The organism is Daejeonella sp. (assembly GCF_017495225.1).
In the GTDB taxonomy this organism is placed as follows: domain Bacteria; phylum Bacteroidota; class Bacteroidia; order Sphingobacteriales; family Sphingobacteriaceae; genus Daejeonella.
The window spans coordinates 157,071-169,383 of sequence record NZ_JAFEIG010000020.1 but is presented as its reverse complement, the minus strand read 5'-3'; the positions used below and the strand labels follow the sequence as shown (position 1 = coordinate 169,383).

10 protein-coding genes are annotated in these 12,313 nt (G+C 33.3%); 6 read left to right on the top strand and 4 right to left on the bottom strand.

Annotation, left to right across the window (positions count from 1 at the left end; all coding sequences use genetic code 11):
* Position 1 precedes the first annotated feature (1 nt).
* The 6 genes from gyrA (at position 2) to QZ136_RS08035 (ending at position 8,018) form a co-directional block, all read left to right on the top strand.
* Positions 2–2,554: a DNA gyrase subunit A gene (gene gyrA / locus QZ136_RS08060; RefSeq protein WP_291402244.1), complete on the top strand. Its 2,553-nt coding sequence runs from the start codon at positions 2–4 to the stop codon at positions 2,552–2,554.
* A gap of 6 nt (positions 2,555–2,560) precedes the next feature.
* The gene (locus QZ136_RS08055) at positions 2,561–3,667 is read left to right on the top strand and encodes a hypothetical protein (protein WP_291402242.1); all 1,107 of its coding nucleotides are present in this window, start codon (positions 2,561–2,563) and stop codon (positions 3,665–3,667) included.
* Positions 3,668–3,673: 6 nt separating this feature from the next.
* Positions 3,674–4,852 carry a tetratricopeptide repeat protein gene (locus tag QZ136_RS08050; protein WP_291402240.1) on the top strand — a complete coding sequence of 393 codons (1,179 nt, stop codon included), beginning with the start codon at positions 3,674–3,676 and terminating at the stop codon, positions 4,850–4,852.
* 359 nt (positions 4,853–5,211) lie between these two features.
* Positions 5,212–5,406 carry a cold-shock protein gene (locus QZ136_RS08045; RefSeq protein WP_090705936.1) on the top strand — a complete coding sequence of 65 codons (195 nt, stop codon included), beginning with the start codon at positions 5,212–5,214 and terminating at the stop codon, positions 5,404–5,406.
* A gap of 151 nt (positions 5,407–5,557) precedes the next feature.
* The gene (locus QZ136_RS08040) at positions 5,558–5,752 is read left to right on the top strand and encodes a cold-shock protein (protein WP_291402236.1); all 195 of its coding nucleotides are present in this window, start codon (positions 5,558–5,560) and stop codon (positions 5,750–5,752) included.
* A gap of 151 nt (positions 5,753–5,903) precedes the next feature.
* Positions 5,904–8,018 carry an FUSC family membrane protein gene (locus QZ136_RS08035; RefSeq protein WP_291402234.1) on the top strand — a complete coding sequence of 705 codons (2,115 nt, stop codon included), beginning with the start codon at positions 5,904–5,906 and terminating at the stop codon, positions 8,016–8,018.
* A gap of 2 nt (positions 8,019–8,020) precedes the next feature.
* On the opposite strand, the gene QZ136_RS08030 is transcribed toward QZ136_RS08035, so the two are convergent.
* The 4 genes from QZ136_RS08030 to corA all read right to left on the bottom strand — a co-directional run bounded on the left by QZ136_RS08030 (position 8,021) and on the right by corA (position 12,313).
* Positions 8,021–8,671 carry a DsbA family protein gene (locus QZ136_RS08030; protein ID WP_291402232.1) on the bottom strand — a complete coding sequence of 217 codons (651 nt, stop codon included), beginning with the start codon at positions 8,669–8,671 and terminating at the stop codon, positions 8,021–8,023.
* Between the two features lie 14 nt (positions 8,672–8,685).
* A complete protein-coding gene (gene bioB, locus QZ136_RS08025) occupies positions 8,686–9,681 on the bottom strand; it encodes a biotin synthase BioB (RefSeq protein WP_291402231.1) in 996 nt (331 codons plus the stop codon).
* 68 nt (positions 9,682–9,749) lie between these two features.
* Entirely contained in the window at positions 9,750–11,099 is a 1,350-nt protein-coding gene (mgtE, locus tag QZ136_RS08020; RefSeq protein WP_291402229.1) for a magnesium transporter, read from the bottom strand.
* An 89-nt stretch (positions 11,100–11,188) separates the two neighbouring features.
* Positions 11,189–12,313 carry a magnesium/cobalt transporter CorA gene (corA, locus tag QZ136_RS08015; RefSeq protein WP_291402227.1) on the bottom strand — a complete coding sequence of 375 codons (1,125 nt, stop codon included), beginning with the start codon at positions 12,311–12,313 and terminating at the stop codon, positions 11,189–11,191.

Sequence of the window (12,313 nt, the reverse complement as noted above, 5' to 3'; positions counted from 1 at the left end):
CATGGCTGAAGATACAGAAAACGATAATTTAGTGCCACAGAACGATCGAATCATTCCAATAAATATTGAAGAGGAAATGAAGTCTGCCTACATTGATTATTCAATGTCGGTAATTGTTTCACGTGCTCTTCCTGATGTGCGTGACGGACTTAAGCCTGTTCACAGAAGAGTGCTTTATGGTATGTTAGACCTAGGAGTAACAAGTACCAAGCCACACAAGAAATCCGCCCGTATTGTCGGAGATGTACTGGGTAAGTACCATCCACACGGTGATTCTTCAGTATATTTTGCCATGGTTCGTATGGCTCAGGATTGGAGTTTACGTTATCCTATGGTTGACGGACAAGGAAACTTTGGTTCAATCGACGGTGATTCACCAGCAGCAATGCGTTATACTGAGGCACGTTTAAAGAAAATTGCCGAAGAAATGCTAGCTGATATCAATAAGGAAACTGTTGATTTTCAGTTAAACTTTGATGATACCCTTGAAGAACCAACTGTTTTACCATCTCGTATTCCAAATCTCTTAGTAAACGGAGCATCTGGTATTGCAGTAGGTATGGCTACTAATATGCCTCCTCATAATTTAACTGAGGTTGTAAATGCTACTATTTCTTATATTGAAAATAATGATGTTACAGTTGCAGATTTAATGCAGCATGTAAAAGCTCCTGATTTTCCTACAGGAGGTATAATTTACGGTTATACTGGTGTCCAAGAAGCTTTTGAAACTGGACGTGGTAGAATTGTAATGCGTGCAAAGGCCGAAATTGAGGTCTATAAAGGTGATCGTGAACGAATTATCGTGAATGAAATTCCTTATCAAGTAAATAAAGCGAACATGATCGAGCAGACTGCCGGTCTTGTAAACGATAAAAAAATAGAAGGCATTAGTGAGATTAGAGATGAGTCTGACAGAGATGGTATGCGTATCGTTTATGAAATTAAACGTGATGCTAATGCTTCTGTTGTTTTAAATAACTTATTCAAATACACTGCATTACAAACTTCATTCAGTGTAAATAACATTGCCTTGGTTAATGGACGCCCGATGATGTTAAATCTAAAGGACCTAATCAGACATTTTGTTGATCATCGCCATGAAGTAGTAGTCCGTAGAACTAAATTTGATCTTTCTGAAGCTGAAAAAAGAGCGCATATCCTTGAAGGATTATTAATCGCTCTTGATCATCTTGATGAAGTAATTAAATTAATTCGCGCTTCTAATAGTCCCGAAGATGCCCGCACAGGCTTGATGGAAAGCTTTAACCTATCCGATCTTCAAGCGAGAGCTATTTTGGATATGACCTTAAGACGTTTAACAGGACTTGAACGTGATAAGATCAAAGAAGAATATGCGGAGTTAATGAAGACTATTGAGTACTTGAATCTAATCTTAGCAGATGAAGCACTTCGTATGAAAATCATTACAGATGAGCTTGTTGAAATAAGAGATCGTTTTGGGGATGAGCGTCGTACTTCTATTACACATTCTGCTGAAGATATGCGTATGGAAGACTTCATTGTGGATGAAGAGGTAGTAATTACCATTTCACATGAGGGTTACATCAAGCGTACTCCATTAACAGAATACCGCAAGCAGGGTAGAGGTGGTAAAGGATCTATGGGATCTCAATCAAGAGATAAAGATTTTATAGAGCACATGCTGATTGCTACTAATCATAATTACATGCTCTTCTTTACCGAATCTGGAAAATGTTTCTGGCTGAGGGTATTTGAAATTCCGGAAGGAACGAGAACCAGTAAAGGACGTGCTATCCAAAACGTAATTAATATCCCTAAGGAGGAGAATATTAAAGCATATATTAAAGTTGTTAACTTAAAAGATCAAGAATATCTTGAAAACAACTTTATTATCATGTGTACTAAAAAGGGTACCATTAAAAAGACTTCTTTAGAGGCTTATTCCCGTCCAAGAGCAAATGGTATCAATGCCATTAATATCAATGAAGGTGATCAACTTTTAGAAGCTTGTATGACCAATGGTCAGAGTGAGATTGTTATGGCACTTCGCTCAGGAAGAGCTATTCGTTTCAATGAGTCAACTGTTAGACCAATGGGACGTACAGCAACTGGTGTTCGCGGTGTAACTCTTGCTAGTGATAAGGATGAAGTAGTTGGAATGATTGCTATTAATAATCCAGAGGTAACTGTTTTGGTTGTTTCAGAAAATGGTTATGGTAAACGTACAGATATTGAAGATTATCGCGTTACTAATAGAGGTGGTAAAGGTGTTAAAACCATCAATGTTACCGAGAAAACAGGTGAGCTTGTAGCTATTAAGGATGTAACTGATAATGATGATCTTATGATTATCAATAAATCAGGTATCGTAATTAGAATAGGGGTGAGCGACCTTCGTGTAATGGGAAGAGCTACTCAAGGTGTGAGATTAATTACTTTAAAAGGTGATGATTCTATCGCTTCAATAGCTAAAGTTGAGCATGAAGAGGAAGAAGATGAAATTGCTGAAGATGGTACCATTGTAGAAGGGACTACTGAAGCAGAAGATCAGGCTCCTGAAACAGAATAATTTTTGATGAATAAAGTATTCACACTTATAATAAGTTGTTATTTTCTGACCCTTGCTTCTGCAGGGGCTCAGACACTTATTACCAAGGAGGCAATGAATAGTTTTGCTCAATATACTTCTAGCAAAGACATAAAAAAGCTAGAAATTGCAAGAGCAAAGATTGATGAAGCTTATAAAACCAAAGCAGATTCCTTAGATTCGAGGCATAATTTAATCAGAGCTTTAGTATACTCAACACTTGCTCATGTTGATTCAACCCTGAAGTATACTTACAAAAAAGATCCTGTAGATGAGGTTTTATTAGCCATGAAGCATGTTTATGGTTCAAAGGTTGAGAGAGAAAATCGCGACCGGATTAGCTATATCGAAAAACAATTAAAAGAAACTTATCTATTTCGAGCAAATACGGCATTAAAAAATCGTAAACCTGAAGAAGCTTTCAAATATTTCACCATTCTTGATTCAATTGATAAAACAAATATTTCTGTAAGCCATAATTTGGCTCTTTTAGCTCAAGAATTAGGTTATTATCAAAAATCGGTAGCTTATTACGAAAAATTGACTCAAATTAGACCTAGACCAGAATATTTTTTAGTCTTGGCAAATTTATACGAGTTAATAAATGATGAAACCAATATTATTCGTGTTTTAAACGCAGGAGCCGATAATTTTCCTACCAATAGAGATATTATATTTAAGCTTTTAAATACCCTGCAAAACAAAGGCATGTATGGAGAAATAATAAAACATATAGATCAAGCTATTAAATTAGATGAAAATAACATCAATTTGAATTATTTGGCTGGATTTTCGCATGAGATGCTTGGAAATATTTCAAAAGCTGAAGGATATTACAAGTCGATTATAGAAATTAATCCAAATAATTTTGACGCGAATTATGCCTTGGGACTTCTTTATTTAAACTTATACCTTAAAGATAAGAAACAAAACAATATTAGATATGTTGCAAAAACTTATCTAATTAAGGCTAATGAAATTGATCCAAATGAATTAAAATCACTAAATTCACTTGCCATATTTTATAAACATAGTGGTGAGACTACCGAATTACAAAAAATTAACAATAGAATCAATCAACTAAAATTAAATTAGAATATCATGAAAATTAAATCTTTCATTTTAGCAGCTGTATTTTCAGCGTCTTCCTTATTAGTATTCGCACAAAAGGGGGAGCTAGCAAGTGCTAAAAGTAATTATGAGAAATTTGTTTCCTTAAAAGAAGCTAATTCATTAATGCTTGGATTAACAAATATTAATTCAGCTAAAACATCAATTGATAAAGCGGTTGCAAACGAAAAAACTTCGATAGATCCAGCTTCTTGGACTTATAAAGCCATGATTTATGGAGAATTAGCTTTATTAGACACTGTTCCAGCAACCTCGAAGCTATTATTTGATGAAGCTTTAAGTGCACATAAAAAAGCAGTTGAACTAGATAAAGCTGGTGCAAATAAGGCTAATTTAGATAATCTTTTTGGGTCAGTATTTAGTCAATATGAATTAAACCAAGGAGTGAAGGCTTATCAATCAAATAATTTTGAAGGAGCTTATAATGCATTTAATAATGCTTTAACTTATCGTCCTGGAGACACTACTATAACTTATTATACAGGTTTATCAGCTATTAATTCAAAAAATTATAAGGCAGGTATTTCTAAGTATGAAGAGCTAATTAAGACAAATTTTTCTGCTAACCAAGCTATTTATGTTGACTTAGTTAAGTTATATTCAATGGAAGGTGACACAGCTAAGGCTATATCAATTGCTTCTGAAGGAGCAGCAAAATTTAATGATAGTCAATTAGCAACTATGGAGATTGAGTTTAGCTTGATGTCAGGGAAGGAAAAGGAAGTTATTACAAAAATTACTGAACAAGCGAAAAAAAATCCTACAAATAAGACTTATCCTTATTATTTAGGTATTGCCTATAGTACACTAGGTGACAATGTTAAGGCAGAAGAATCTTATGCCAAAGCAGTGGAACTTGATCCTGCTTTTACAGATGCCTATATTAATTTAGGTGGTGTTATATTAAATAAAGGAATTATTTTATTTAATGAAGCTAATAAACTGCCACAGAATAAGCAAAAGGAATATGATGATATGATTAAACAAGCAAATGTTGAATTCGACAGAGCATTACCTTATTTAGATAAAGCAACTTCATTAGATCCAAAATCACGTTTAGCATTAGATAATTTAAAAACTTATTATTTAGTTAAAAGAAATCAAGCTAAAGTTGATGAGATAACAGCAAAGATTGAAGCTTTACAATAAAATAGTATTATTTAGAATGGAACGGCTAAGCAGGGTATAATGCTTAGCCGTTTTTTATTAAGCTAATCTCTATTTAACATAATATTAATTATAAGACAAAATAAAATATTGATAAATCAATTGCTATGCATAAGCCAATAAGATCGAATTTCTAATATTATAATAATTAATAGGAATATTTATAGTTGATATAATGAATTTCAAATTTCTTTAAGGAATTAACATGTATCATTCTTTATAATTTTGAATTTGAAAAACAATATTTCAAAATGCTCATCTAAACCTATTGAATATTTTAATTATTTGCCATTTCATTCTATTTCAGTACATTTGTATATTATATATTTAAAAACAAAACAATGTCAGAAGGTACAGTAAAATTTTTTAATGAAACAAAAGGGTTCGGATTCATCGTTCCTGCAGATGGTAGCGAAGATGTATTCGTACATTCATCTGGTTTAATTGACCAAATTCGTGAAAACGATAAGGTTGAATATGAAGTAGAGCGTGGCAAAAAAGGCCTTAACGCTGTTAATGTGAAAGTTGTTTACTAAATCAACATAAATCATCAACAAAAAAAAGCATGTCGCAAGACATGCTTTTTTTATTTTAATTCTTTTCTAATTAATTAGTTTTTTTTCTAAATGTGCTCAATTCCAATAAATTGAGTACCTTGTAATTATTATATATCTAAATTAATACACAATGCAGTCAGGTACAGTAAAATTTTTCAATGAAACAAAAGGATTCGGATTTATCGTTCCTTCAAATGGTGATGCAGAAGTTTTTGTTCACTCATCAGGTCTAATCGATCGTATTCGTGAAAACGATAGTGTTGAATACGAAGTAGAAAATGGCAAAAAAGGCTTAAATGCCGTTAATGTAAAGGTTGTAGGTTAATTCAAACTACCATATCATTAGTGTAGAAAAGCATATCCCAGGATATGCTTTTCTTGTTTAAAATCATTTTTATTTATTTAAAATGAAGCTCTTTTAATAATGCTAAGCTTCATATTATTATTTTTGCATCGTGTGATTTGCAAGCCCCGAAATGAAACAATCCAGAGAAATAAAGACCTTTATATTTAGTCAATACTTTTCTGATGGCCTAAAGATTACTTTAGGTGTGCTTCTCCCCTCTCTAATTTTCTATCAACTTAACCTATTATCTATAGGAATCACTATTTCTCTAGGTGCTTTTACTGCTAGTATCGCGGATAATCCTGGCCCCATAAACCATAAGAGGAATGGCATGTTATTGTCTATCCTTTTTGTCTTTTTAACCGCAATTTTAACAGGATTAATCAATAAATACCCCATTTTAACAGGAATAGAGATCATTTTACTCTCTTTTTTCTTTTCCATGTTCTCTGTATATGGTAATCGAGCATCTTCCATAGGTACCGCTGCCTTGCTGGTTATGATATTAACCATTGATGAAGATGCTATTAAATTGAGTGGCGTCTGGGGTCATGCCTTATATATTCTATCTGGCGGAATTTGGTATATGATTCTAAGTCTTTCCATCGCTCAAATAAGACCATACAGATTAACGCAGCAAGCCTTAGGTGAATGTATTCGCGATGTTGCAGCATATGTTAAATTAAAGGCTGATTTCTATAATACTAAAAGTGATTTTGATGATAATTATAAAAATCTAATCTCCCAACAGGTTCTTGTTCACGAACATCAGGATTCTTTGCGAGACCTTCTCTTTAAAACTAAATTGATGGTTAAGGAGTCGACTCATGTAGGCCGCTTACTTATTTTAGTTTTTGTAGATATTGTTGACCTTTTTGAGCAAACAATGGCCACTCATTATGATTATCAAGCTATTAGAAATACGTTTGGTAAAACGCAATCACTAAAACAATTTAATAGCATTATCATAAAACTCTCTGAGGAGTTAGAAAATTTAAGTTATTACATTATCAGTAATGAAAAACCTATTAAGCTTCATGATTTTAAACCTGAATTAGAAAAGCTTAAAGCGAGTATCGATAAAGTTGAAGAGTCAGGGACAAATGGTCTTGTACTTAAAAAAATATTAATTAATGTGAGAAACATGATTAATAGACTTGACAAAATCTATTCTTATTTCAATTCAAATTACATTTCAGGCCAAATTGATATTGATTATAGCAAATTTGTATCACATGAAGATTTTGATTTTCAGAAATTAAAAGAAAATTTAAGTCCCAAATCTTCCATTTTCCGTCATTCCGTACGGGTTTCTCTAATGTTTCTGATTGGCTTTTTAGTCTCAAAGCTCTTTCCAATTGGCCACCACAGCTATTGGATTCTTTTAACGCTTTTGGTCATATTAAAACCTGCTTATAGTCTTACTAGAAAAAGAAATATTGAGCGTTTAATCGGGACTTTTATAGGCGGAATTGCAGGAGCTCTTATTTTGATTTATGTAGAGGATCAAACTGTCTTATTTGTCTTTCTACTAATTTTCATGATTGGTACTTATAGCTCACAGCGGTTAAATTATACGGTAAGTGTGTTATTTATGACTCCCTATATCTTGATATTATTTAGCTTTTTGGGCGAAAACAATATAAATATCGCTAAAGAACGTATGATTGATACTTTAATAGGGTCATTTATTGCATTTTTCTCAAGTCTTGTTGTTTTACCAAATTGGGAATATTATCAATTTAAAAATTACATGCGTGAGGTTTTGATAGCAAATTATAAATATTTACATCATGTAGCAGAGGAGTTAGCTGGCAACAAAAATGATGTTATTTCTTATAAACTCGTTCGTAAAGATGTTTATGTGAGCTCGGCAAATCTTGGTAGCGCATTTCAAAGAATGCTTAGCGAACCTAAAAGCAAACAACTGAAAATTAAAGATCATTATAAATTTGTGGTATTGAACCATATGCTGTCGTCATACATCGCAACATTGATTACAAACCTACATCAAGCCAATTCAATAAAGTTAGATTCAGAACATATTAAATTGATCCGTAAGTCTTTATTCAGTTTAAGTGAAGTTATAAAGAAGATAGATTCTCCCGAATTTAAAGAGCTAGAAATTTCATTAATTGAACCTAATCAAGATTTGATTCAAGCAAACGAGTCGAAATTATTAAAAGAGCAATTAGAACTAATTAATAAGCTGATTTTAGATATTTCTAAGTTAAGTCAGACTTGATTTTATGACTCTTTTACCTCATTCAAAACATTATTTATTCTAAATTCAAGCGTTTCAAAGTCAGTATAACCTTTTGCAATGAGATAAAATCCTGTTTCTGATGTTTGCATCAAAACTGTGGGAAATGATTCCACTCTTAATTGTTTAGCTAAAGCAAAATCATAGTAAGCGGCCTCTTTTGCACTTTCTGTTTTCATTTTAGCTTCAAATTCATCTGGATCAATACCGTGATTAACAGCTATATAACGAAAGGTTTCGAATTCATTGGGGTCTCTCCCATCAAAATATAATGCATTTTGAATTTCATGTGCAAACAATACAGATTGGTCTGGGAAATATTGCTTAAATAATGAAAGTGCAATTGATGGTAATTCTGAATTAAGAATCATAGATCCATCTTCTAATACTCTTAAATATGCCTCTCCGAATTTAACACCAGTTGTATTTTCAACTGCATGATAAGCTGTTTTAATGTAGGGCGCAATTTCGTTTATAGATCCAATACGATCTCCCATCATCATTCCACCACTTAAAACCTCAAAATCGAAATCATTTTTATGCATTTCATAGCATTGCTTGAGCACGGGACTAAATCCGTAACACCAGCCACACAAAGCATCATAAACATAAATGATTTTAACAGATTTTTTCATCAACCTCTGAAAAATTAAACTAATTCCGTGTTTTCCTTCGCATTACGACCGTTTTTAAAGGCTTCACGAGGTTTTAATCCTAAAAGCTCAAACATGGCCATGTCGTCGTTAAAAGATGGATTAGGAGTAGTTAATAACTTATCGCCGGCAAAAATTGAGTTTGCACCAGCCATAAAGCAAAATGCTTGGTCGGTAAGGCTCATTTCTGTTCTACCAGCAGATAAACGTACCACAGTTTTAGGCATAATAATTCTAGCGGTGGCAATCATACGTACCATTTCCCAAACAGATACACGTGGTTGATCTTCTAAAGGTGTTCCTTTAACGGGTACTAAAGCGTTCACTGGGACTGATTCAGGATGCTTTGACATGTTCGACAATGTTTTAAGCATAGAAATTCTATCTTCAACAGTTTCTCCTAAGCCAATAATTCCACCACTACAAACTGTTAATTTAGCTTTACGAGCATGCTCAATGGTTTGTAAACGATCATCATAAGTCCGAGTACTAATAATTCGTTTATAATCTTCCTCTGAAGTATCTAAATTATGATTATAGGCATACAGGCCTGCATCAGCCAATCGTTGAGCTTGAGATTCTGTAAGCATGCCCAGCGTGCAACAAACCTCCATGTCTAATGCATTTACCGAACTTACCATCTCTATAACTCGATCAAAATCGCGGTTATCTCTAACTTCGCGCCAAGCTGCACCCATGCAAAGTCTTGAAGCTCCTGCATCTTTTGCTTTTTTAGCGGCTTCGGTTACTTGATCTACCGACATTAATGCTTGAACTTCTAAGTCAGTATGGTATCTAGCCGCTTGAGGGCAATAAGAACAATCTTCAGGGCAACCACCTGTTTTAATGGATAAAAGACTGCTAATTTGAACCTCTGAATAGTCCTTATTTTCACGATGGACACTTGCTGCACGATAAACTAAATCGAGTAGCGGACTATGGTAAATTTCGGATATTTCTTCTTTGGTCCAGTTATTTCTTATTTCAGTCATGGTTTAATTCCTAATAAAACGTTCCGCAAATCTAAAATAAATAAGGGTTAAATTAAAGAAACAATAAATTATAGAATTAAATGACTTGCAAGTCCGAGTAATAATAAAAACCCAAAAACATCGGTAAATGTGGTTATTATAATTGATGAAGCAATAGCTGGATCTACTCCTATTCTCTTTAGAACTAATGGGATCGCTGAACCAGATATTCCAGCAATAATTAGGTTTCCTGTCATGGCTATAAAAATAATCAATCCAAGCATCGGATCTTGATCATAAAATAAAGCAAACAATAACACGATTAACCCGATGGCAGCGCCATTGATTAGTCCTACAGTAAATTCTTTTAAAACAGTCCTATATGCTTGATTATCAGTAAGATCGTTAAGTGAAATACGTCTTACAGTTACTGCAAGTGCTTGTGTAGCAGCATTTCCGCCCATTCCAGCAATAATTACCATGTAGCCCGCTAGTACACCCATACTGGCTATGGTAGAATCGAAATATCGTATAATTGAAGCAGCTAAAAATGCGGTGCCAAGGTTTAAAATAAGCCAAGGCAGCCGACTTTTTACAGCTTCTTTCCAATTACCTGCAAGTTCTTCATCTTCAGATACCCCTGATATTTTCAGGATATCCTCCGTATTTTCCTCTTCCATTACGTCAATTACATCATCAAATGTAATTCGGCCTAGAAGCTGCATATTATCATCTACTACAGGAATACTAGTAAGATTATATTGAGAAATCAATTTTGCTACTTCCTCCTGATCAGTTTCAGCTTTAACATAAACAAAATCGGATATAATTAATTCTTTGATTCTGACATTATTTCGTGCTTTTATAATGTCTTTTAAACTAACAATACCCATTAAGATATTTTGGTCGTTTATAACATTGATAGTATAAAACTCCTCCATTTCTTCAGACTGCTGAATAATCTCTTCCAGCGCATCCTTTTTAATTAAATGCTCATTTATCTTAATAACCTGAGTATTCATTAAACCACCCGCTGTATCCTTCTCATACTTTAATAGCGAGCGGATATTAGAGGCATCTTCTTCATCAAGCTCTTCAAGAATTTCTTGTTGCTGTTCTTCAGGAAGCTGACTAATAATATCTGTAGCATCATCATAGTCTAACTCCTCAACAATTTCAGATCGCCTTTCGGGAAGTAAATTTTCTAAGAGTTTCTCGGGGTGGAATTCGGAATCCATCTCAGAAATAACTTCTGAGGCTAATTCAGCAGGTAAAATACTTATGATACGTTCTCTTGATTCTTGAGAAATACTCTCAAAAAGTATAGCAATTTCGGAGGGATGATATTCAGAAATAAATGCTTTTAAAGCGTCATCATCCCCTTCAAGGGCCTGCTTGATCTTTAAAAGATCCGATTTATCTAGCTCAAAAGACTGCATCCGTTAAAATTAGCAAATTAGGCTGATATTCGGGCATATTTGTAAGAAGCTTTCTTAACATTTCCTTGGAATTAAAATATTAAAGATTACTAATTTTTATTTAACCAGCCTTTACGCCAAAAATAGATCATTTGGCCAATAGCAATGATTAACATCCCTAACATTGTGAATAAATAACCATTTTCTTGATATAATTCAGGCATATTATTTACCAACTCTTTACCAGTTTTGGGATCATGAGCAGCGAAATTCATCCCATACACACCAGCAATAAAGGTCAAAGGAATAAAAATGGATGAAATTATGGTTAAAACTTTCATAATTTCATTCATTCGCTGACTGATTAACGTTAAATTCATGTCTATTAAGCTCGTTGTCAGATCCTTATAGTTTTCAATAAGATCAATTATTTGCATAGTATGATCGTAAGTATCCTTCAGATAAGTTCTTGAAGTTTTAGAAATTAATTTCGATTCACACCTAATCATATCATTTATTTTATCGCGTTCTGGCCATGCTGCCCTACGGATACTAATCATTTCTCTTTTTATGTTTTGAGTTTGAAACATTAAAGATTTATTCGCTCGATGATATAATAACTCTTCAATAGTTTCTAATTCATCTCCCAATTTATAAATGAGGTTGAAATAATTATCCAGAATAATATCTGTTAATGCATACATTAAGTAGGAAGAGCCTAATTTTCTGATATTTCCCTTCCCTCCCTTCAAACGATTTATTACAGGTGAAATATTGTCTGAATAACTTTCTTGAAAACTGATTAATAATTTAGAAAATAAAATAAATGAAACTTGTTCATTCTCAATTTCATGATGTTTATCTACATAAAGCATGCGACTAACGGAGAATAAATAATCATCGTAGTCATCAAGCTTTGGACGTTGCCTACAATCCGCTATATCTTCAATCACTAATTTATTTATGCTGAATTTACTTTCAATAAAACTTAATAAATCAGCATCTCCAATCCCTTTAATGTCTATCCAAAAATGGTAGTCTTTATATTTGTTGAGTAAAAGCTCTAGACTTTGGTTATTACTAACTTCTTCATTGTAAAATTCTTCGGTAGTATAGGCATAGAAGCTTATTTTAGGTTTTAATGCTCCTTCATATAGTTGTATAGAACCCGGACTTATACCTGGTACGGGGATATATTTTCTCTTTTTAAGCCTTATTCTCCTGATTTTTGCCAT

Bases quoted from the DNA above. Each gene is read 5' to 3' on its own strand.
- gyrA (WP_291402244.1), top strand. From the start codon at position 2: ATGGCTGAAGATACAGAAAACGATAATTTAGTGCCACAGAACGATCGA.
- QZ136_RS08055 (WP_291402242.1), top strand. From the start codon at position 2,561: ATGAATAAAGTATTCACACTTATAATAAGTTGTTATTTTCTGACCCTT.
- QZ136_RS08050 (WP_291402240.1), top strand. From the start codon at position 3,674: ATGAAAATTAAATCTTTCATTTTAGCAGCTGTATTTTCAGCGTCTTCC.
- QZ136_RS08045 (WP_090705936.1), top strand. From the start codon at position 5,212: ATGTCAGAAGGTACAGTAAAATTTTTTAATGAAACAAAAGGGTTCGGA.
- QZ136_RS08040 (WP_291402236.1), top strand. From the start codon at position 5,558: ATGCAGTCAGGTACAGTAAAATTTTTCAATGAAACAAAAGGATTCGGA.
- QZ136_RS08035 (WP_291402234.1), top strand. From the start codon at position 5,904: ATGAAACAATCCAGAGAAATAAAGACCTTTATATTTAGTCAATACTTT.
- QZ136_RS08030 (WP_291402232.1), bottom strand. From the start codon at position 8,671: ATGAAAAAATCTGTTAAAATCATTTATGTTTATGATGCTTTGTGTGGC.
- bioB (WP_291402231.1), bottom strand. From the start codon at position 9,681: ATGACTGAAATAAGAAATAACTGGACCAAAGAAGAAATATCCGAAATT.
- mgtE (WP_291402229.1), bottom strand. From the start codon at position 11,099: ATGCAGTCTTTTGAGCTAGATAAATCGGATCTTTTAAAGATCAAGCAG.
- corA (WP_291402227.1), bottom strand. From the start codon at position 12,313: ATGGCAAAAATCAGGAGAATAAGGCTTAAAAAGAGAAAATATATCCCC.